16 protein-coding genes are annotated in these 18,724 nt (G+C 70.1%); 10 read left to right on the forward strand and 6 right to left on the reverse strand.

Annotated features, from left to right (window positions below; genetic code table 11):
• Positions 1 to 275: 275 nt before the first annotated feature.
• Together AC1U7O_RS07270 and AC1U7O_RS07275 are read left to right on the forward strand one after the other, a co-directional pair.
• Positions 276 to 989, forward strand: coding sequence for an MCP four helix bundle domain-containing protein (locus tag AC1U7O_RS07270; protein WP_479894052.1), 714 nt, complete (start codon positions 276 to 278; stop codon positions 987 to 989).
• Positions 990 to 995: 6 nt separating this feature from the next.
• Entirely contained in the window at positions 996 to 1,202 is a 207-nt protein-coding gene (locus AC1U7O_RS07275; RefSeq protein WP_479894053.1) for a hypothetical protein, read from the forward strand.
• A gap of 25 nt (positions 1,203 to 1,227) precedes the next feature.
• On the opposite strand, the gene AC1U7O_RS07280 is transcribed toward AC1U7O_RS07275, so the two are convergent.
• The 6 genes from AC1U7O_RS07280 to AC1U7O_RS07305 form a co-directional block, all read right to left on the reverse strand.
• A complete protein-coding gene (locus tag AC1U7O_RS07280; RefSeq protein WP_479894054.1) occupies positions 1,228 to 2,595 on the reverse strand; it encodes a TolC family protein in 1,368 nt (455 codons plus the stop codon).
• Between the two features lie 42 nt (positions 2,596 to 2,637).
• Complete coding sequence (locus AC1U7O_RS07285) at positions 2,638 to 3,942, reverse strand: efflux RND transporter periplasmic adaptor subunit (protein ID WP_479894100.1); 1,305 nt, start codon at positions 3,940 to 3,942, stop codon at positions 2,638 to 2,640.
• Positions 3,943 to 3,947: 5 nt separating this feature from the next.
• Positions 3,948 to 7,232, reverse strand: coding sequence for an efflux RND transporter permease subunit (locus AC1U7O_RS07290; RefSeq protein ID WP_479894055.1), 3,285 nt, complete (start codon positions 7,230 to 7,232; stop codon positions 3,948 to 3,950).
• A 3-nt stretch (positions 7,233 to 7,235) separates the two neighbouring features.
• Entirely contained in the window at positions 7,236 to 7,700 is a 465-nt protein-coding gene (locus AC1U7O_RS07295) for a response regulator (RefSeq protein WP_479894056.1), read from the reverse strand.
• 191 nt (positions 7,701 to 7,891) lie between these two features.
• Entirely contained in the window at positions 7,892 to 9,232 is a 1,341-nt protein-coding gene (locus AC1U7O_RS07300; protein ID WP_479894057.1) for a sigma-54-dependent transcriptional regulator, read from the reverse strand.
• Between the two features lie 114 nt (positions 9,233 to 9,346).
• Positions 9,347 to 10,924 carry a sensor histidine kinase gene (locus tag AC1U7O_RS07305; RefSeq protein WP_479894058.1) on the reverse strand — a complete coding sequence of 526 codons (1,578 nt, stop codon included), beginning with the start codon at positions 10,922 to 10,924 and terminating at the stop codon, positions 9,347 to 9,349.
• Positions 10,925 to 11,052: 128 nt separating this feature from the next.
• Between AC1U7O_RS07305 and AC1U7O_RS07310 the strand changes: the two genes are divergently transcribed.
• The 8 genes from AC1U7O_RS07310 to AC1U7O_RS07345 all read left to right on the forward strand — a co-directional run bounded on the left by AC1U7O_RS07310 (position 11,053) and on the right by AC1U7O_RS07345 (position 18,689).
• On the forward strand, positions 11,053 to 12,246 hold the full coding sequence (locus tag AC1U7O_RS07310) for a substrate-binding domain-containing protein (RefSeq protein WP_479894059.1): 1,194 nt from the start codon (positions 11,053 to 11,055) through the stop codon (positions 12,244 to 12,246).
• Positions 12,243 to 13,076: a molybdate ABC transporter substrate-binding protein gene (gene modA / locus AC1U7O_RS07315; RefSeq protein WP_479894060.1), complete on the forward strand. Its 834-nt coding sequence runs from the start codon at positions 12,243 to 12,245 to the stop codon at positions 13,074 to 13,076. Before AC1U7O_RS07310 ends, modA (AC1U7O_RS07315) begins: the two co-directional genes overlap by 4 nt.
• Positions 13,077 to 13,262: 186 nt before the next feature.
• Positions 13,263 to 13,940 (forward strand): hypothetical protein, encoded by a 678-nt coding sequence (locus AC1U7O_RS07320; RefSeq protein ID WP_479894061.1) that lies wholly within the window; start codon positions 13,263 to 13,265, stop codon positions 13,938 to 13,940.
• A gap of 15 nt (positions 13,941 to 13,955) precedes the next feature.
• Positions 13,956 to 15,731 (forward strand): porin, encoded by a 1,776-nt coding sequence (locus tag AC1U7O_RS07325; protein ID WP_479894062.1) that lies wholly within the window; start codon positions 13,956 to 13,958, stop codon positions 15,729 to 15,731.
• 85 nt (positions 15,732 to 15,816) lie between these two features.
• The gene (gene modA / locus AC1U7O_RS07330; RefSeq protein WP_479894063.1) at positions 15,817 to 16,593 is read left to right on the forward strand and encodes a molybdate ABC transporter substrate-binding protein; all 777 of its coding nucleotides are present in this window, start codon (positions 15,817 to 15,819) and stop codon (positions 16,591 to 16,593) included.
• Positions 16,590 to 16,892 (forward strand): hypothetical protein, encoded by a 303-nt coding sequence (locus AC1U7O_RS07335; RefSeq protein ID WP_479894064.1) that lies wholly within the window; start codon positions 16,590 to 16,592, stop codon positions 16,890 to 16,892. The genes modA (AC1U7O_RS07330) and AC1U7O_RS07335 overlap by 4 nt, the downstream gene beginning before the upstream one ends.
• Before the next feature lie 34 nt (positions 16,893 to 16,926).
• Positions 16,927 to 17,601, forward strand: coding sequence for a molybdate ABC transporter permease subunit (gene modB / locus AC1U7O_RS07340; RefSeq protein ID WP_479894065.1), 675 nt, complete (start codon positions 16,927 to 16,929; stop codon positions 17,599 to 17,601).
• On the forward strand, positions 17,586 to 18,689 hold the full coding sequence (locus AC1U7O_RS07345; protein WP_479894066.1) for an ABC transporter ATP-binding protein: 1,104 nt from the start codon (positions 17,586 to 17,588) through the stop codon (positions 18,687 to 18,689). The genes modB and AC1U7O_RS07345 overlap by 16 nt, the downstream gene beginning before the upstream one ends.
• Positions 18,690 to 18,724: the final 35 nt, after the last annotated feature.

Below are 18,724 nucleotides of genomic sequence, written 5' to 3' on the forward strand. Positions count from 1 at the left end.
ATCGAGGAGCCGATCTACATCCGCCCCGCCGAGCGGGTGAACTGGCTCTAAGGGGGAGGCGTGAGCGGGGCGCGCGGGCGCCCCGCCCGCGCAGCCGCGAGGGCGCCGATCGGCCGGCTGTCGAAAGAAACCGGCGGGTCGCGTAGTTACAAAGGGGGGGCAGGAGGCCCGCACGGCGGGCCCCCTGCCCTTTCTTCTTTGCCGGAATGGCCGGCGCAGGGGGCTGGCGACACATGGCGGGTCAAAGTGCGCCACTGGGCGGTCGGCTTTCTTGGATGCAGGTCACGGTCAGTTTCCTGGTGGTGGCGCTCGGTTTCTGCGGCGCCATGGTGTTGGGCCGAGTGGATCAGGACCTGCGGATCATTTATACGCAATACACGCTGGCGGCCGCGGATCTCGCGCACATCTCGGCGGACGTCATGCGCTATCGGACCACGGTCATCCGGGGGCTGGAAGCGCCGACGGAAGAGGCCTTTGCGCGGCTGACGGCCCCGCTCCCGGCGCAGCGGGCGCGGATCGAAAGCGCGGTGGATCAATACGCCAAGACCAGCCTGCGGGTGTCCCGCAGCGGTCGGAGCGAGCAAGACGACCTGCTGGCGCTCCAGCGAAGCCTGGAAGCCTATTTTGCGGCGGCCGACGAGGCGATCCGGCTGATGCGGCAGGTCTGGGCGGCCGGGTCCGTCCGTGAGGCGGGGGATCTGCGCCACCGTGCCGAGCTCTACGCGGCCGACAATGCGGGCCCGAAGCTGATTCAAGTGAGTTTGGCCCTCGACCGCCTCATGGAAACGGTCGCGGACGTGGCCAAGGATATGAAAGATGAGGGCGCTTCTACGATTCGGTTCACGGGGATGATCTTGCTGGGCGGCAGCCTGGTGCTGGCCATCCTCAACCTGTGGGGTGGCGGGTCGGTGGAAACGTCCGCCGTGTCCGGAGAGCCGGCCGGGCTGTCCGCCGCCGCCGGATTGGAGGGGAAGCGCCAGGGGAATTGACGAACGATGAAGTGCACTCGATGCAACGGCACCATGGTCGAGGAGGTTTTCGAGGACCTGCGGGACGACACGGGTTCCATCCGCTTTCCAGGATGGCGCTGCACGGCCTGCGGAGAGATCCTCGACCCCGTGATCCTGCAAAACCGCCGCACGCCGGTCGCGGTACGCGGAAGCGGCGCACGCTTGCGGACGCTGATCCGCCTGGGAGGCTGACGGTCCGCCGGAGAACGGCGTTCCTTTACGGCGTCCCGGTGAGCTGCCCGGCGGCGTAGGCCAGGGTCACCTCCGCGATCTTGTAGTCGTACTGGGCTTCGGCGAGCCGCATCTGGGCGGCGGTCACCGCCACTTCCGACTGTGTCACCTCCACGACGGAGCCGAGCCCCAGCTTGTACCGCTGTCGGGAGAGCTGGAGCGCCTCCTTCGCCGTCCGCACCTGCTCCTCCGCCAGCTTGATCTGCTGGGCCAGCGACAGGGTTTCCAGGTACGAGGTCGTGACCTGCTGCGTGAGCGCCTGTTCGATGTTGAGGCTGGTGGCTTTCGCCGCGTCCTGTTGAGCCGCCGCTTCCCTGACCTGGTTTTCGATCAGGAAGCCGGTGAAGAGCGGCATGGACATCAGGGCCCCGGCGGCCCACCAGCCGCCGTGCTCCTGGGTGCTCCGAGGGTCGTAGGGGTCGAAGCTGCCGCCGCTGGCCATCGCCGAGATCGTCGGCAGGTACTGCTTCTTCATCGCCCGCACCTTGGCCTCGGACGAGGCGACGATCTCCTTGGCCTTCTTGAGCTCGGGATGGGAGAGGCTGTCGGCGATCAGGGTCTCCAGCGGCCGGGGTTGCCGGATCTCGACCGGCAGGTCATCCAGCACGTAGTCCTCGGGGCCGGAGACGCCCATGGCGCGGTTCAGGTCGGCGAAGCTCGCCTTCAGGTCGTTCCGGGCTCGCACCAACAGGGCTTCCGCGTTGGTCAATTCCACTTGGACGAGGTCGAGGTCGAGCTTGGACTTGAGCTGTTGGCGGTAGAGGGCCTCGATCTGGCTGCGGATGACCCCGCGCTCCCGGACCGTTTCCTCCGCGATCTGCACCAGGCGCCGCCGTTTCTGGCTGGTGAAGTAGGCCCGCTCCACGTTCAGCACGACGATCGCCCGCCTGGCCTGGAGGTCCTCCTCCTGCGCCCGCTCGGCCAGCTTGGAGGATTGCACGAGGCTCTGGGTATAGCCGAAGTCGTAGATCCGCTGGTTGGCCATCACGCCGCTGACGAAGATGCTCTGGTTGGGCTGGAGCAGCGCGCCGCCGACGGTAAAGCGCGGGTTGATGCGCCCTGCACCGTAGGAGTTGTCGAGGTTGGCGGAGACCTGGGGGTAGTACTGAGACCTGGCCTGCTCCGTCCGGGCGTTGGCCGCGACCAGCGTGGCATTCGCTTCCTGGAGGAGGGGATGGGCGCGCAGGGCGGTCTCCACGGCCTGCCCGAGGCTCAGGAAGCCTCCGGGGCCGGGAGGCTGGGTGCGCGGCGGCTCGGCCGGCGCCCCCTGGGCCGCGCCGGGTCCCTGGGCCCAGAGGGAACCGAGCAGCGCGGCCGCCAGCATCGTTCGCGTCGCGGGCTTGTTCCGGATCATGGCGTCCTCCTTCTCGTGGGTGCGGGGAACCGGCGCGCCGCCCTATCGAGCGTTCGAGCCTCGCGGGACCGGCCTCGGCTCCGCCGGGGCGTGATCGGCGGCCGGGCCGTTCGTCCCGCCCGAAGACCGCCGCTCGAACTTCTGGACCGCCGGCTTGCCCTCCGGCAGGTTGTAGGGCGCGGTCGTGACCGCCATCCCGTCCGTCAACCGGCTCTTCCCGACCACGACCACGTCCTCGTTCCCCGTGAGCCCTTCCACGACCTCGACCCACCGGCCGTCGGTGATGCCGGTCTTGATCTGCACCTGTCGGGCCACGCCCCCGTCCACGATGAAGACGGCCTTGGTCTTGCCGCCGGCCACGATCGCGGTGGGGGGGATGACCAGCGTGTTCAGGCTCTGGCGGAGACTCAGGGTCACTTCGGCGGAGATGCCGGGCTGGATGGCATGGTCGGGGTTGGGCAGGTCGATCTCGGCCAGCATGGTGCGGCTGGCCGGGTCCAGCGCCAGAGTGGTGCGGGTGACGGTGCCCCGATACTGCCGGCCCCCCAGCTCCTTCACCGTGACGACGGCGGGGGTCGTCCCCGGCTTGACCAGCGGCGCCTCGTCCTGCGGCACGTTCGTATAGACCCGCACCGTGTCGAGGTCCATGATCGTGAACAGGGGAATGGCGCCGGTGGCGGAGGTCGTGGCGACCTGGATCAGCGCGCCGGGGTCCACGAACCGCGCGGTGATGATGCCGGCGTAGGGCGCCCGGACCTTGGTGTAGTCGCGGAGCACCCGGCGTTGCTCCATGACGTTCTTGGCCGACTCGAACGCCGCCTCGGCCACGTCCACGTCCTGCTTGGCGATGACGTCCGGCGATTCCTTCCAGACCCGGGCCAGGCGCTCGTAGGTCAGTTTCTTGATCTTGTAATCGGAGAGGGCCTGCTCGTACTGCTCCTCGACCTCCGGTGCGTCGATGATCGCCAGCACGTCGCCCTTGGCGACCCGGTCGCCCTTGTCGGGCCCGATCCACCGCAGGTAGCCCGCGACCTTGGCGTAGAGCGTCGTTTGGTAGAGGGGCGCGACGTTGGCCGAGAGCGAGATGGCATAGGTGATGTCCCGCCGCGTCGGCTTGGTCACCTGGACGTCCACGGTCCCCGCGGGCGCGGGCTCCGGCGCGGCGTCACCTCCCGCCGGCGCCGCCGGACCGGGTCCCTCCGGCTCGGCCGACGGCCGGAGGTCTCCCCGCTGGAGGACGAGCACGGCGAGGGCGCCGGCGGCGAGCAGGGCCGCTCCGACGCCGAGCCGGAGCCCGATTCGGCGCGATCGGCCGGCCGGGGGCGTCTGTGGCGGGTCGGCGGGCATGGACGTCACGGGTGGTCCTTTCCGGCCGGCGCGGGCGCGTCGCCGCCGTGGTGCTCGCGTGCGAGCAACAGGCTATGCATCACGGGGACGACCAACAGGGTCATGATCGTCGAGACCATCAGTCCGCCGACGACCGCACGGGCCAACGGGACCATCGTTTCGTTGCCCTCCCCGAAGCCGAGGGAGAGCGGCAGGAGGCCCAGGATCGTGGCCAGCGCGGTCATGACGATCGGCCGGATCCGGCGCCGTCCGGCCTCCAGCACGGCCTCGTCCGGGGACAGGCCCGTCTCTGCCATCCGGTTGGCGAAATCCACCAGCAGGATGCTGTTGGACACGACGATCCCCATCATCATCAGGGTCCCGATCATGGATTCCACGTTCACCGAGGTGTCGGTGAGGGCCAGGGCGGCGACGGTGCCGATCCAGCCGAGCGGGACGGCCAGCAGGATGACCAGCGGGTCCACCAGCGAGCGGAACAGGCCCACCATGACCAGGTAAATGAGGAGGACCGCCAGCGGCAGGGCCAGGGCGAAGTTGGCGAAGGCCGTGTGCATGTTGGCGACCTCGCCCTTCATGACCACCGACACGTCCTTCGGGAGCGTCACGGTGCGGAGCACGGCCTCGATCTCGCGCGCGACCCGGCCGAGGTCGTTCCCGACGGGGGTGACGAGGACGTCGATCAGGCGGGAGAGGTCGTAATGGTCCACCGAGTCCGGTCCGGTCCGGTACCGGAGCTCGGCCACGTCGCGCAGCAGCATCGGCGGTCCGCGGCGTTCCTCGCCCGCCCCGTAGTAGCCGCCGGCGGGGCCCAGCCCGCCGCCCGTGAACGGCGTGCTGCCGAGCGCCAGGCTGGATCCGGTCGACGTCATGCCGGACGTGTTCGTGGCGGCCGACGGCAGCAGCGGGACCTTGGCGCCGACGATGGGGATGTTCAGGAGGTCCTCCGTGTTGTCGAGGACCTGCTCGGGATACTGGGCCAGCAGGTAGTACCCGTTGGCCGTGCGGGGGTCGAGCCAGTAGTTCGGGCTCAGGGCGATGTTCGAGCTCAGGCCGGTGATCACGTCCACGATCACGCGCTCCTGCGAGATGCCGTAGTAGGCGGCCTTTACGCGGTCCACGTTGATGTGCAGCTCCGGATAGTTTTTGCCCTGCTTGATCCGCACGTCCGCGGTGTCGGGAACGCGGGCGACCTTGTCCCGAATTTCCTCGGCAACCGGCCTGATGAGGTCCAGCTGCGGGCCCCGCACCTGGATGTCCACGGGCGCCCGCAGCCCGAAGTTCAGGACATCGCTCACGATGCCGCCCGTCTGGAAGGCGACCTCCACGCCGGGAAGGTCCCGGCGGAGGCGGCTCCGCAGCGCCGCGATGTAGTCGTCGGTGCGACCCTTGTGGCCCGTGACGAGGTTGACGAGCAGAAAGGCCGTGTGCGGGCCGGTGTTGGGGGCGAAGCGGCTGGCGTCGCCGTAGTAGAGCCCGATGTTGGCGACCATCTCGTCGAGCTCTTCCTTGGGGATGGTCTCCCGGACGAGCGCCTCGATCCGGCCGACGATCGCGCTGGTCTTCTCGATCCGGCTGCCTTCCGGCGCCGTGACCAGCATCGTGAAGTTGCCCGCGTCGATCTTCGGGAAGAATTCCGTGTGCAGGCGGGGCAGGACGAGCCAGCCGACCCCGATCAGGAGGCCGAGCGCGACGACGAACACCAGCGGCTTGACGCGGAGGCACAGGCGCAGGGTGCGGACGTACAGCGCCAGGAGGACCCCGAACCAGCCGGCCTCGGCGTCTGCGGTCTCGCCGTGACCGCCCTGCGCCCCATGGCCGCCGGCGGACCGGTGGAGCTTGGCCAGGATGACGGGCGTGACGCTCATGGACACCGCGTAGTCGGCCAGCATGGCGAAGGCCACCGTCATCGCGAGGGGGACGAAGAGGTACCTGACGATACCGCTGAAGAACATGATGGGCAGGTAGACGATGAGGATGCAGATCGTCGCCACGAGGATCGGGAGCGTGAGCTCCACGGCGCTGTCCTCGGCGGCGGTGCGGCCGTCCTTGCCCATCTGCAGGTGCCGGTGGAGGTTTTCCTGGACGACGATGTTGTTGTCCAGGAGGGTGCCGATGACCAGCGCGAGCCCGCCGAGGGTCATGATGTTCACGCTCTGGCCCGTGAGGTAGAGCAGGACCAGCGCCGAGGTCAGCGAGAGGGGGATCGCGAGCCCGACCACCAGCGCCGCTTTCACGCTCCGGAGGAAGAGGAAGATCATCAGGCCCGCGAGGAAGGCGCCGAGCAGGCCCTCCTTCTGCAGGTTGGCGATGGCCTGTCGGATGTAGAGCGACTGGTCGTAGATGAACTTGACGCTGGCGGTGGCGGGGATCTCCGTCAGCTTGGGGATCCGCTCGCGCACGCCGTCCGCGACCTCGAGCGTGTTCGCGCCCTGCTGCTTGGTCACGGGGATGTACGCCGCCTCCCGGCCGTTGACGCGGACGATCGAGGTCTGGATGGCGGCCGAGTCGGCGGCGGTCCCGATGTCGCGGATCAGCACCGGCGCCCCGTTGACGACCTTGATCGGGATGTCGTTGATCCGGTCCACGACGTCGATCAGGCTGTTGGAGTAGACGTAGTAGTCGAGGTCGCCGACCTTGACGTCGCCGGCGGGCAGGATGACGTTCTGCGTGTTGATGGCCTTGACGACCTCGGAGGGCGAGATGCCCCTGGCGAGCATCCGCTCCTGGTCCATGAAGACGGTGATCTGTCTGACCTTGCCGCCGAGGACGGGCGGGGTGGAGATGCCGGGGATCGAGGCCATCTGCGGGCGCACCGTGAAGTAGGCGATGTCCCGCATCTCTTTCTCGCTGAGCGTGTCGCTGCTGACGGTCAGGAGCCCGATAGGGAGGCTCGCGACGCCGAACTTGTACACGGAAGGCGGGAACACGCCCGTCGGGAGCAGACGGATGATGCTGTAGGCCAGGCTCGTCAGCTCGGACTGGGCGGCGTCGATGCTGTATTCCGGCTGGAAGAAGACCTTGATGTAGCTGATGCCGGCCAGGGACTGCGACTCGATGTGCTCGATATAGCTCGCCTGCAGGAACTGCTGTTCGAACCGGAGCGTGATGGCGCCCTCCATCTCGGAGGGGCTGAGGCCTCGGTAGAAGGTGGACACCAGGATGACCGGGATGTTGATGTCGGGGAAGATGTCGACTCGCATTTTCTTGTACGACACGCTGCCCAGGATGACGACGATCAGGCAGACGGCGAGGACCGCGTAGGGGTTCTTGAGGGCGGCCTTGGTCAGCATGGGTCAGGCGGTCCGGGAAGCGGTGGGCCGGTCGGCGGTCCGGTTCCAGCCCAGCCAGTAGCGGCGGAGGTCGTCGGCCAGGGCGACGAGCTGCGAGAAGGTGTCCGGTTTGACCACGTAGCCGTTGGCGCCCTCGGCGTAGCAGGCGCGGATGTCCGCCTCGTCGTCGGAGGAGGTCAGGATGACCACGGGCAGGAACGCCAGGCGCGGGTGGGCGCGCAGGCGTCGGAGCAGCGCGAGCCCGCTGCCCCGCGCCAGCTTGAGGTCGAGCAGGACGAGGCGCGGGAGGCGCGGGCAGGGCTGCGCGGCCCCGGCTTCCAGGAAGGCCAGCGCGGTCTCCTCGTCCTGCGCGATCAGGGGCGGAGACTCCGGGGCGTGCTGAGCGAAGGCCCGGTCCAGGAGCTCGCACTGGGCGATGTTGTCCTCGACCACCAAGACCTGTCCACTGCGGCGTTGGCACTCGGTCATCGCGTCGGCCCCCCGACCCCGTCACAGCGGATTCAGCAAGGTCGGTGCCGCGGCGGGGCGGCCGCGCCGGATGCCCGTTCCCCGCGAGGGCAGCGGCCCGCGCAGGGACGGCCGGCTTGGGACCGGTGGAGGCGTCGGCTCGGTCGGGGAGAAATACCCTGGAGACGGGGTGGAGTTTCTCCAGAGGGGAGTCAGTCCGAGAGGCCGTACTTGCGGAGCTTGGCGAGCAGCGTCTTGTAGTCGATCCGGAGGAGGCGGGCGGTCTGGGTCTTGTTCCCGCCCTGGGCGTCGAGCGCCCTGGCGATGTGCGCCCGCTCGGCCTCCTCCAGGGAGCCCAGGGGGGCCGGCTCGGCGGGCACGCGGCGCTCCGGCCGGCCCGGCAGGACGGCGCGCAGCTCCTCGGCGCCGACCTGGTCCCGGCGGTCGCGGGGGGCGAGGAGCACGAGCCGCTCGACCGCGTTCCGCAGCTCGCGCACGTTGCCTGGCCATGGGTAGGCGACCATCGCCGCCAGGGCCTCCGGGGAGAAGGTGCGCCGCGGCGCGCCGGGAGGCTGGAGCTCCCGGAGGAAGTGCTCGGCCAGAGGCGCTACGTCCTCCGGCCGTTCCCGGAGGGGCGGGACACGGAGCGTGACCGTGTTGATCCGGTAGAGCAGATCGTCGCGGAACCGGCCGGCGAGCACCAGCTCCTGCAGGTCGCGGTTGGTGGCGGCGACGAAGCGCACGTCGGCCCTCATGGTCCGCGTCCCGCCCACCTGACGGTACTCGCCGCGGTCCAGGACCCGGAGCAGGCTCACCTGCATGGCCCCGCTCATCTCGCCGATCTCGTCCAGGAAGAGCGTGCCGCCCTCCGCCGCGGCGATCAAGCCGATCTTGCTGGCGGTCGCCCCCGTGAAGGCGCCCTTCTCGTGTCCGAACAGCTCGCTCTCGAGGAGCTGGCCGCTGACGGCGCCGCAGTTGACCGCCAGGAAGGGCTCGTCCCGCCTGGGGCTCAAGCGGTGCAGCGTCCTCGCGACCAGCTCCTTGCCAGACCCGGTCTCGCCCTGGATCAGCACCGGCGCCCGCGCCGGCGCGATCCGTTCCATGAGATCCGCGAGCGCCTTCCACGCCGCGCTCGACCCCGGCACCATCCGCTCGCCGTCGCGGGTGCCGAGGCGGAGCGCCAGGTTCTCGCGGCGCAGCGACCGCATCCGCGCCAGCCTGGACAGGGCCGCCTTCACGGTGCCCGGGTCGAAGGGCGTCTCCTTGACGAGGAAATCCCAGGCGCCGGCCTTGATCGCCTCGACCGCGTCGTGTACCTGGCCGTGGCCGGTCAGGACGATCACATCCACCTCGGGCTGATGCTCGCGGGCCCACCGCAGCACTGCGCGGCCGTCCACGCCTGGCATGCGGAGGTCGGTGATGACGCAGTCGAAGGAGCAGTCCCGGAGCGCGTCGAGCCCCGCTTCCCCGCTCGGGGCGGTCAGGACCTCGCAGCCCTCGCCACGGATCGCCTCCTCCAGCCGGAGCCGGACGAACTCCTCGTCGTCGATCACGAGAATTCTCATGGGATTGCCGATGTGGTGGTTTGTCGGTCGAGCGATTGCAAAGGCTCAGGGTCCATCGTTCGACAATCTCTCCGTCGTGCGATCATGCCATCCCTCGATCACTCACTCAATCAGGACTTCCTGCTCCGTCGGCTGCGGAAACGCCAGAGAGAACCGGCTGCCCTTGCCGGGCGAGGACTCCGCCCAGACCCGTCCGCCGTGCTTGTCCATGACGAGCTTCACGATCGCCAGGCCGACCCCCGTGCCCTCGTACTCCGCCGGCCCGTGCAGCCGCTCGAAGAGCCCGAAGATGCGCTCGGCTTGGGCCGGATCGAACCCGATCCCGTTGTCGCTCACCCAGAGGATGCGCTCGCCCGGGCGCAGCAGGCCGCCGACCCGGATTTCAGGCTCGGCGACGCCGCGGGAGAACTTGATCGCGTTGTCCAGCAGGTTCATGAGGGCTTGCTGGATGCTCGTCGGTTCGCCCCAGACCTCGTCGAAGGGGAGGTCCACGGAGACGGGCGGGGCCTGCCGGCCCTCCGGCGTCCGGTCCGTGAGCAGGTGCTCGATCATCGCCCGGACGTTGACTCTGGTCATGGGCAGCGTCTGCTGCTCCAGGCGGGAGTAGCGGAGCAGGTCGTTGATGAGGGTCGTCATCCGCAGCGCCGAGGCTCGGATCGTCGCCAGGTAGCGGCGGCCGGTGGGGTCGAGGCCGTCGGCGTGGCGTTGCTCGACCAGGGAGGAGAATCCCTCGATCTCGCGCAACGGGCCCTTGAGGTCGTGGGCGACGGAGTAGGTGAACGCCTCCAGCTCCTTGGTCTTTCGCTCCAGCGCGTCGGTGCGGTCCCGCAGGGTGACGAGCATGGCCTGAAGCGAGCGGGCCAGGTCGCCGACCTCGTCGGCGGCCGGCCAGGGGTCGAAGGCGGCGGCGAGGTCGCCGTGCGCGACGCGGTCCGCCGTACCGGCCAGGCGGGTCAGCGGCCTGGCCACCTGGCGGCTCACGACGAGGTAGGACAGGGCGAGCACCAGGGCGAGCAGGACGGCCAGCGCGAGGATGACCAGCTTCGCGCGCCGGAGGAGGATGTCCCCCTCGCGTTTCATCTCGACGTCGATCCGGCTGTGCACGGCGACCAGGCCGGTCAGGACGTCGGCGAGCCGGAGCGAATCGCGGTCGGCCTCCGCCGTCGCCGCCGCGGAGGCCCCCGGCCGGCCGTCGGCCGGAAACGCCGCGAGCGCCTTGCCCCGCGAGGCCAGGTCGCTCAGGAGCGATTCCACCTCCGCCAGCGCGCGGTCCTCTTCGTCGGCCAGGGCGGCTTGCCCGTGCTCGGTCAGCATGCGGAAGAGGACGGGGTGGGTCCGGGCGGCGTGAGTCCGGCGGTACAGGTCCAGGCTCTCGCGCACGGCGGCCTCGATCCGGTCGAGGGATCGGAGGCGCGCGGCGCGCTCGGCCCGGTCGGGGGAATCGGCCAGCGCGCGCAGGGCGAGGTTCAGCTCGAAGGCGCGCCGCTGCATGTCGGCCGCGGTGGCCACGGCCGGCGCGGTGATGCGCTGGTGGCGGTCCACGTAGCCGTTGATCTGGGACAGGTAAAAGAGGATGGCGACGAGGCTCAGCCCCAGCAGGAGGAGCAGGAGGGCGAAGGCGGAGAGAAACTTCTGGCCGAGCGTCAGGCGGCTGGTCCACCTCAGGGCGAGCCCGGACATGCGCAACCCTACCATAGCGGCCGGAGGGGTGTCAGCAGGCGGGCCGGCCGGCGCTGCGGAATGTCCGGCCAGGCACGACTGTCATAATACTTGACAGTTTGTACGCCGCCCTGCTAGGTCTGTCAACCATGGGCGACCGACCGCGGGCCGAGCCGACGTCCGAGATCGAGAACCGCCTCCGGAGCCTGCGGACCGCCAAGGGCCTGTCGCAGGCCGTCCTCGCGGACCTCGCGGGCGTGACCCGCCAGGCCATCTACGCCATCGAGGCCGGTCAGTACCTGCCCACCACCGCCGTTGCGCTCCGCCTGGCCGCGGCGCTCGACTGCCGGGTGGAGGATCTCTTCAGCCTCGCCGCCGGCGGGGAGATCGTCGAGGGGGAGTGGGTGGGGGCGTCGCCGGCGGGCCCCGACGGGCCGGCCCGCGTGAAGGTGGCGCGGGTCGGCGAGCGGCTCCTGGTCCGTCCGGTGGCGGCCCTGGGCGAGGTGCTCAATTACGCCGTGCCCGCCGACGGGCTGCTCCTGGGCCAGGCGCCCGGCGCCGCAAAGGGCCGCCGGCTCGACCGCGTGCTCGTCCGCCTGCTTCGGGAGCGTCGGGAGGTGGAGAGCGAGATCGTCGTGGCCGGGTGCGACCCGGCCCTCCTGCTGGCGGGGGATCACCTGCGGCGGCGGCTCCAGCAGGCCACGGTCGTCGAGTGGATGATGGGGAGCGCGGCGGCGGTGGCGGCCTTGACGCGCGGCGAAGTCCACGTGGCGGGTCTGCACCTCCTGGATGCCAGGTCCGGCGAGCCCAACCTGCCCTACCTGCGCCGTCACCTGAAGGGGCTGGAGGTCCGCGTCGTGACCTTCGCTTCCTGGGAGCAGGGCCTCATGGTGCGGCGCGGCAATCCCAAGGGGATCCGGGCCGTGGAGGACCTGGCGCGGCGGGACGTCGTCCTGGCCAACCGGGAGGAGGGCGCGGGCGCCCGGGCGCTGTTGGACCAGCGGCTGGCCGCCGCGGGCATCGCGTCCGACCGTGTGAAGGGGTACGGGCGGGAGGCCCGCTCGCACCTGGAGGTCGCCCGTCTGATCGCGGGAGGCCAGGCCGATGCGGGCCTGGGCGTCCGGTCCGCCGCCGTGCTCCTGGACCTGGACTTCGTCCCCTGGCAGGAAGAGCGGTACGACCTCGTGATCCCCGCGGCCTTTCTGGGTACGCACCCCGGCCTCGCGGCCTTCCTCGACACGCTCGTCAGCCGTCCCTTCCGGACCGAGATCGAGGCCCTGGGCGGCTACGACACGAGGGAGACGGGCAAGGTCCGCGAGCTCAAGGGGAGGGCGGCCTCGTGAGGGGCGCGGCGGGCCGCCCGGCGCGGGTGGCGGCGCTGGCCCTGCTCGCCGCCTCGGCCTGGTCCGGCGGGGCCCGGGCCGCCGAGCCCCTCGTCATCCTTGCCTCCCCCTCGGTGCGGGCGCCGCTGGAGGCCCTGGCCCGCGCCTACGAGGCACGCCATCCCTCCGTCCGTGTCCGGCTCTCCTACGCGACGGCCCTGCACATGCGCCAGATGATCGCGGATATGCAGAACACGGGCCGCCACCATGTCGAATCGGGCCCCTTCCATCTGATCGCCCCGGCGGGACGCGAGCTGCTCGACCGGCTGGAGGCGCGCTACTATGTGCTACCCGGCACGAAACGGCCCTATGCCGTCGCCCGCCTGGTGCTCGTCGCGCCGGCCGAGATGGTCGAGGCGCCGGACTCATTCGCGGCGCTGGCGGAGGGGACCTCGCTCCGCGTGGCGGTCGTCGACCCCAAGGCCAGCGAGGTCGGCCGGCTGACCGAGGAGCTGCTCGATGCCCTGGGGCTGGCGGAGGCCCTGCGGGGCCGTGTGGACGTCGCGCACGACACGCGGGGAGTTCTGGACCATCTGCTCCACGGGCAGGCCGACGCCGGGATCATCCTCAGCTCCGATGCCTACCGCGAACGTGAGCGGGTGCGGGTGACGGCCAAGGCGCCGCCCGGCCCCCAGGCGGCCGTCGAATATTGGATCGCCATGGAGCGGTTCTGCCCGGACCGCCGCCTCTGCGAGGATTTCCTCGCCTTCACCGGGTCCCCCGAGGCCCGCGCCATCGTCGAGCGGCTCGGTTACGGCGCCCCCGACGACGGCGCGGCCTCCGGCCGCTGAGCCGTCCGGCTTTCCGCCCCCAGAAGCGTCCCCGGGCCTCGATCGCCGCGCCGCGCCGCCTCCGGCCGTCCCCCGAGCCTCACGCGGCGGGCGTCATCGCCTAAGACAGTATACTTGACAATATGACAATAATGATTTACATATCGTTCTTCGTCGGAGCTGAGCCACCGAGCCGCGGAGGGAGCCATGGCGAGGGGAAAGAGAAGGGGCGGCCGAGTCCTGTCGTGGGCGTTGCCGGCGGTGCTCCTGGTCGCGGGCGGCTGCGCGCGGCTGCCCTACACGACCAGGGTGATCCAGGACGACCCGCGGGTCCGGGTCACGCTCCAGCGGATGGTGGACGACAGCCGCTTTTCCCACCCGGTGGAGCTTGCGCCCCAGGACCTGATGGCGATCCTGCGGGGCGTTTCCCTCCGCGCGCAGCGGGACCTTCCCCTCCGCTGGTTCTCCGAGGAGACCCCGCCGCTTCCGGCCTTCCGGGAGGACGAGTTGCTGGTGCTCGCCCCCGCCCTCTCTCAGGCACTGAAGCAGGCCGGCCCGGGCGAGCGGGTCTACTGGGAGCTGTTGGCGCCCGGCTTGAACCCGGCCTATTTCCAAGAGGTGACGTCCGGCTGGGTCGCGGTGCGGGACCGCTTCCTGCACGTCCGGATCGATTACTTCCATCACCAGAACCCCTCGACCCAGTTCGACCACTACAACTGGTATTACCCGACCCCTCCGTTCCCGCCCGGCTCCTTCGTCCTCTACTTCGAACCAGGCCGCTTCTGGGTCCAGGACCCGGAAATGGGGACGCGCGGCGTGGACTTTCGGGAGTTTCTCCGGTCCGCGCCCGTCCCGCAGGCGAAGCCGCCGGCCCCCCTGCGTTAGGAGACCCGGAGGAAGATGGGGATGGCGGGGCGGCGGGACGCGGCAGGACGCTCGGCGAGCGGCGGCGCGTTCGGCAGGGGCAGGCTCCTGGCCGCGGCGCTGGCTTGCCTGCTCGGGGCCTGGCCGGTCGCCGGATGGGCGGCCGAGTCCGGCCGGCTGGTGGAAAAGAACGGCCAGTATGTCTTCGTCGAGAGCCAGGACCCGGCGCTGCAACTGCTGCTGGAGCGGGCTGTCCGGCAGGGCTGGATCACCCAGGAGGAGTACGACCGGGTGGAGATCGAATCGGAAGAGCGCCGGCATCTGCTGCAGTCGAGCTTCAAGGGCTGGTACGACCGAGGCTTCAACCTCTCGATGGACGACAACGCCTACTTCCTGAAGATCCGCCTGCGCCTGCAGGGCCGGTTCACGCAGCGGTTCCTCAACAATGCCTGGGCCAACCCGGGCGACGCCAAGAACTTTCCCCAGTTGCTCGGCGTGTTCGGAGACTACCGTGCCAACCGGTACGGCACGGATTCGTCCTCCACCTTCTCGCTCCGGCGGTTCCGCCTCTACTTCATGGGGCACCTGTTCAACCCGGACTTCAAGTACTTCGTCCAGATCCGGAACGACTTCGGCGAGAACGCGCAGACGCCGGGCGGCATGCAGCTCGCCGACGCCTACATCACCCAGACCACGATTCCGTGGGCCAACCTCCAGCTCGGCCAGTTCAAGGTCTACTGGAGCCGCTCCCAGATCAACTCGACGGCCTCGATGGAGTTCGCCGAGCGTGCGCTCGTCCAGGACGCCTTCACCGCGAGCGGGCTGGACCGCCGCGACGTCGGTCTCACGCTCATGAACGACGAGGAGCTCTACACGGTGAACTACTACTTCGGCGTGTTCGGCGGGGCGGGGCCGGGGTTCAACCGCCTGGGCCAGTACAAGAGCGAGCAGCCGACACCGGGCTGTCCGGGCGGGCAATCGGGGGGCTTTCCCTTCCCCGATAACACGGTCGCCTGCCCGCAGCCGTCCCAGCGGAACCTGAACGCCAACACCAAGCTCAGCCCCAACCAACTCATGTACTCGGCCCGCCTGATGTGGAACATCATGGGCCGGCCCGGCTACGGGGAGGGCGACCTGGCCTACTCGGAGACGCCGCAGATGGCCGTCGGCGCCGACTATGCGTACAACCCCGCCGTCTTTACCTCGACCGACAACGCCTTCGTCGGCATCGACCTGGGCAACCTCTACACACGGCAGCTCCTGGCCGCGGGCGGCAACGCCCGGCAGCTCGGCTGGGGGCTCGTGGACTATTCGAGCTGGTCGCTCGATTACGTGTTCAAGTACCGGGGGTTCGCGCTCCAGGCCGAGTACTACTTCAAGACCATCACGCGCCACGACAAGGGCCTGCCCTGCATGCAGACCAACGCGGCCGGGACGACCTGCAACGTCTATGCGCCCTCGATGCTCGGCAACGCGACGGGCTGGTACGTCCAGTCCGGCTACTACCTGATCCCGCGGAGCGTGGAGCTGGCCGCCCGCTACGCCTACTGGGACCCCGACACGAGCGTCGGCGGCGATCTGGTCAAGGAGGTCGACGTCTCCCTGAACTGGTTCCTGAGCAAGACCTACGACCATCAGATCATGGTGACCTACAGCAACATCGCGATGGGGACCGGCGGCTTCGCCATCGGCCGCAGCGCGCCGCTGCCCGCGCAGGGGACCAGCTTTCCCTCCGGGACCGTGCCCCTGGACGCGAAGGGCGGCACGTTGATCGAGAACATGGTGCGGGTGCAGTACCAGATCTTCTTCTGAGCGGGACAATCGGGTATGATGCCGGCGCCGGCGGGCGGCGCGGGGGAGCGTCGCGGCCGGCCCGGCGAGGGGAAGAGGAGGTGCCATGCGTCTGTGGAGTCTCGCGGCGGCGCTCGCGGTCGTCCTGTCGGCGGCCGGGCCCCGCGCCGCCGCCTCGGAGGAGCTGACGATCGCGGCCGCCGCCGACCTGAATTTCGCCTTCAAGGAGGTGATCGCCGCGTTCGAGGGGGGCAGCCCGGGTCTCCGCGTCAAGCTGTCGCTCGGCTCCTCCGGCAACTTCTACTCGCAGATCGCCAACGGGGCGCCGTTCGACCTCTACTTCTCCGCGGACGTCGGCTATCCGAAAAAATTGGAGCAGACGGGTCTGACAAGGCCGGGGTCGCTGTACCGCTACGCGGTCGGCCGGATCGTCCTCTGGGCCCCGAAGGGCTCCGCGCTGGACCTGGGCGGGCTCGGGATGCGGGTCCTTCTCGACCCGTCCGTCAAGAAGATTGCCATCGCCAACCCCAAGCACGCGCCATACGGCCGTGCGGCGGTCGCGGCGATGAAACATTTCCAGGTCTATGAGGCGGTGAGCCCCAAGCTCGTGCTGGGGGAGAATGTCTCGCAGGCCGCGCAATTCGTGGAGTCGGGCGCCGCGGAGGTTGGCATCGTGGCCCTGTCGCTGGCGCTGGCCCCGACGATGCGGGCGGCCGGGACCTACTGGGAGGTGCCGGCCGAGGCCCATCTCCCGATCGAGCAGGGGGCGGTGATCCTGCGATCGGCGAAGAACGTCGCGGCGGCCGAGCGCTTCCTCGACTTCCTGCGCGGGCCGGAGGGGCGGGCGATCATGACCCGGTACGGGTTCATGGTGCCGGAATGACGGTGCGCCGGGGCCTCCTGCTCCTGCCGCTCCTCTGCACCGCCTGCGTGGACGGCGCCAAGCTCGTCCAGGCGACGGATCGGGGCGGGACGGTCGTCTATCCCCTGAAGAAGGACCAGGAGAGCATCTATTCCTCCTTCCGCTCCGACGCCCTCGCCCTGATGGAGGAGCATTGCCGCGGGAACTACGTCATCGTCCGGGAGGGCGAAACCAAGGGGCAGGCCTACCCCTCGGGACGCGAGGGGGAGGAGCAGGTGACGGTCCGGCGGTTCTGGGGGCTTCAGTTCCGGTGCAAATGAGGTGCACGGGCGGTCGCCGGGGGGCGCGGGGCGCGTGAACTGGACCGCGATCGGCGTGACGTTCAAGCTGGCGGCCTTGACGGCGCTGATCCTGCTGGTCGTCGGCCTGCCGCTGGCCTACTGGCTCAGCTTCTCGCGCCGACGCTGGAAGTTCCTCGTCGAGTCCGTGGTGGCGCTGCCGCTCGTGCTGCCGCCGACCGTGCTCGGCTTCTACATCCTGGTCGCCATCGGCCCGCACAGTCCGGTCGGGCGCTTCTACGCGGACCTCGTCGGGCACCCGCTGCCCTTCACCTTCGAGGGGTTGCTCGTCGCGTCGCTCCTCTACAGCCTGCCCTTCGCCGTCCAGCCCTTCACGACGGCCTTTGACCAGGTGGACCGGCGGCTGATCGAGACCTCCTGGACGCTCGGCGTCTCCCGGCTTGCCACCTTCTTCCGCCTGATCGTGCCGCTCTCGACCGCCGGGGTGGTGACGGGGTTCGTCCTGAGCTTCGCCCACACGCTGGGCGAGTTCGGGGTCGTCCTGATGGTGGGCGGGAACATCGAGGGGGAAACGCGGACGGTCTCGATCGACATCTACGACGAGGTCCAGGCGCTGAACTACGCCGGCGCCGCGAAGACGGCGCTGTTTTTACTGGCCGTCTCCTACGCGGTGCTGCTCGCCGTCTACGCGGTGAACCGGAAGGTCTGGGCGGTATGGCCGCGGAACTGACCGTGGACGTCGCCAAGGCCTTTCCCGGCCGGCTCACGGTGGAGGCCTCCTTCCGGCTCCCGCTGGATCCGCCCTCCGTCCTGATCCTCTTCGGGCCGTCCGGCTCGGGCAAGACCACGATCCTGCGGTGCCTGGCGGGCCTGGAATGGCCGGAGCGCGGGAGCATCCGCGTCGGCGACACGGTCTGGTTCGACGGCGCGGCGGGGATCCGGCTTCCGCCCCAGCGGCGGGACATCGGCTACATGCCGCAGGACTACGCGCTCTTTCCGACCCATACCGTCGCGGGCAACGTCGGCTACGGTCTGGCCGGCCTGTCCGCCGGCGAGCGTGCCGCGCGGGCGGGGGAGGCGCTGGAGCGGCTCGGCCTGCGCGGCGCGGAAGCCGTGAAGCCGGCCGAGCTGTCCGGCGGCCAGCAGCAGCGCGTGGCGCTGGCCCGCGCGATCGCGCGGCGCCCGCGGCTGCTCCTGCTCGACGAGCCGCTCTCGGCGCTGGATCTGCCGACGAGGCTCCGCCTCCGGGACGAGCTCCGTACGCTGCTGCGGGACCTGCGGATCCCCTCCGTCGTGGTGACCCACGATTGGGAGGAGGCGCTGGCGCTCGGCGACCGGATGCTGGTGTTGCGGGAGGGGCGGGTGCTTCAGGAAGGCCGCCCCCAGGACATCTTCAACCGGCCGGCCGACGCGGCGGTCGCGGCGATCGTCGGGATGGAGACGGTCGTCCCCGGCCGGATCGTTACCGTGCGGGACGGGCTGGCTGCCGTGGAGGTGGGCGGCGTCGGCCTCACGGCCGTGGCGCCCGATGGGCCGCCCGCCGACGTCTTCGTCTGCATCCGCGCGGAGGACGTGGTCGTGGAGGGCGTCGGCGCGGGGGCGAGCAGCGCGCGCAACCGACTGGCCGGCTCGGTGCGCGCGGTGGCGCCCCTGGGGGCGCTCGTCCGCCTGGAACTCGACTGCGGGTTTCCCCTCTCGGCGCTGGTCACCCGCTCGGCGCTGGCGGACCTGCACCTGGCTCCCGGTGCGCCCGTCGTCGCCGCGATCAAGGCCGGCGCGGTGCACCTGATCCCGCGTCGCGACGGGCCGGATGGCTGAGCCGTGTCGGGTCGTCACCGCCGGCCCGCGGCCGC

The organism is Candidatus Nitrospira neuquenensis (genome assembly GCF_979578155.1).

Excerpts from the sequence above, each read along its gene's own strand:
- AC1U7O_RS07290 (WP_479894055.1), bottom strand. The coding sequence starts at position 7,232 with ATGCTGACCAAGGCCGCCCTCAAGAACCCCTACGCGGTCCTCGCCGTC.
- AC1U7O_RS07310 (WP_479894059.1), top strand. The coding sequence starts at position 11,053 with ATGGGCGACCGACCGCGGGCCGAGCCGACGTCCGAGATCGAGAACCGC.
- AC1U7O_RS07345 (WP_479894066.1), top strand. The coding sequence starts at position 17,586 with ATGGCCGCGGAACTGACCGTGGACGTCGCCAAGGCCTTTCCCGGCCGG.
- modA (WP_479894063.1), top strand. The coding sequence starts at position 15,817 with ATGCGTCTGTGGAGTCTCGCGGCGGCGCTCGCGGTCGTCCTGTCGGCG.
- AC1U7O_RS07295 (WP_479894056.1), bottom strand. The coding sequence starts at position 7,700 with ATGACCGAGTGCCAACGCCGCAGTGGACAGGTCTTGGTGGTCGAGGAC.
- AC1U7O_RS07285 (WP_479894100.1), bottom strand. The coding sequence starts at position 3,942 with ATGCCCGCCGACCCGCCACAGACGCCCCCGGCCGGCCGATCGCGCCGA.
- AC1U7O_RS07305 (WP_479894058.1), bottom strand. The coding sequence starts at position 10,924 with ATGTCCGGGCTCGCCCTGAGGTGGACCAGCCGCCTGACGCTCGGCCAG.
- AC1U7O_RS07275 (WP_479894053.1), top strand. The coding sequence starts at position 996 with ATGAAGTGCACTCGATGCAACGGCACCATGGTCGAGGAGGTTTTCGAG.
- AC1U7O_RS07270 (WP_479894052.1), top strand. The coding sequence starts at position 276 with ATGCAGGTCACGGTCAGTTTCCTGGTGGTGGCGCTCGGTTTCTGCGGC.
- AC1U7O_RS07280 (WP_479894054.1), bottom strand. The coding sequence starts at position 2,595 with ATGATCCGGAACAAGCCCGCGACGCGAACGATGCTGGCGGCCGCGCTG.
- AC1U7O_RS07335 (WP_479894064.1), top strand. The coding sequence starts at position 16,590 with ATGACGGTGCGCCGGGGCCTCCTGCTCCTGCCGCTCCTCTGCACCGCC.
- AC1U7O_RS07325 (WP_479894062.1), top strand. The coding sequence starts at position 13,956 with ATGGGGATGGCGGGGCGGCGGGACGCGGCAGGACGCTCGGCGAGCGGC.
- AC1U7O_RS07320 (WP_479894061.1), top strand. The coding sequence starts at position 13,263 with ATGGCGAGGGGAAAGAGAAGGGGCGGCCGAGTCCTGTCGTGGGCGTTG.